The 849-nt window shown below is 43.8% G+C and carries 2 protein-coding genes; both read left to right on the top strand.

Features of this window, described 5'->3' with window-relative positions; translation table 11 throughout:
- On the top strand, positions 1-479 hold a 479-nt coding region (locus ACS8FD_RS18585), incomplete at its 5' end, for a type II secretion system F family protein (RefSeq protein WP_439276932.1).
- A gap of 7 nt (positions 480-486) precedes the next feature.
- On the top strand, positions 487-849 hold a 363-nt coding region (locus ACS8FD_RS18580), incomplete at its 3' end, for a prepilin peptidase (protein WP_439276931.1).

The following is an 849-nucleotide window of genomic DNA, read 5'->3' as shown; positions in this document are numbered from 1 at the left end:
AGTTTCGTGATTTTCTTGATCGTGCTACTTTAAAAGCACCTATATTTGGCAATATTGCTTACCAGGCTGTCATCGCCCGTTTCGCGCGCACGCTGTCTACTACCTTTGCGGCTGGTGTACCATTGATTGATGCTTTAGACTCTACTGCAGGTGCCGCCAATAATGTGGTGTTTTACGATGCTATTCAACAGATCAAAAACGATGTATCAACCGGTCAACAATTGCAGTTTTCGATACGCACGACTAACCTGTTCCCAAGCTTAGCGATCCAAATGGTCGGTATTGGTGAAGAATCAGGCAGCTTAGAAGAGATGCTTGACAAGGTAGCCGTATATTATGAAAACGAAGTCGATAATGCCGTTGATGGTTTGACCAGCTTGATGGAGCCATTGATCATGGCGGTACTAGGGGTTTTAGTAGGTGGTTTGGTCATTGCCATGTACTTACCAATCTTCCAGATGGGTTCAGTAGTAGGGTAGCAAATTGATGCAATTGTTAGAATTATTACAAAGTAATATGACCTTGGCGCTCGTTGTATTTGCAATATTAGGGCTATGTATAGGCAGTTTTTTGAATGTCGTGATTCATCGCATACCGCTGATGATGATTTATAGCTGGCGACAAGAATGCAGCCAGTTTATGTCTCAGCAAGTAGATATGCCGCATGAGCATACTAAGGCCTTAACGGACATTACGGCGACAGATACGCCCATTACTTTGAGTAGACCAGCATCGCGCTGTCCTCACTGTGCGCATCAAATAAAATGGTATGAGAATATACCCTTAGTAAGTTGGCTTGTACTACGTGGTCGTTGCTCTGATTGCAGCGCAGCGATTGGTATACGTTAT

Source organism: Psychrobacter sp. 1U2 (genome assembly GCF_051847575.1).
The sequence above is the reverse complement of the archived record's forward strand: the minus strand, read 5'-3'. Positions and strand labels throughout refer to the sequence as shown.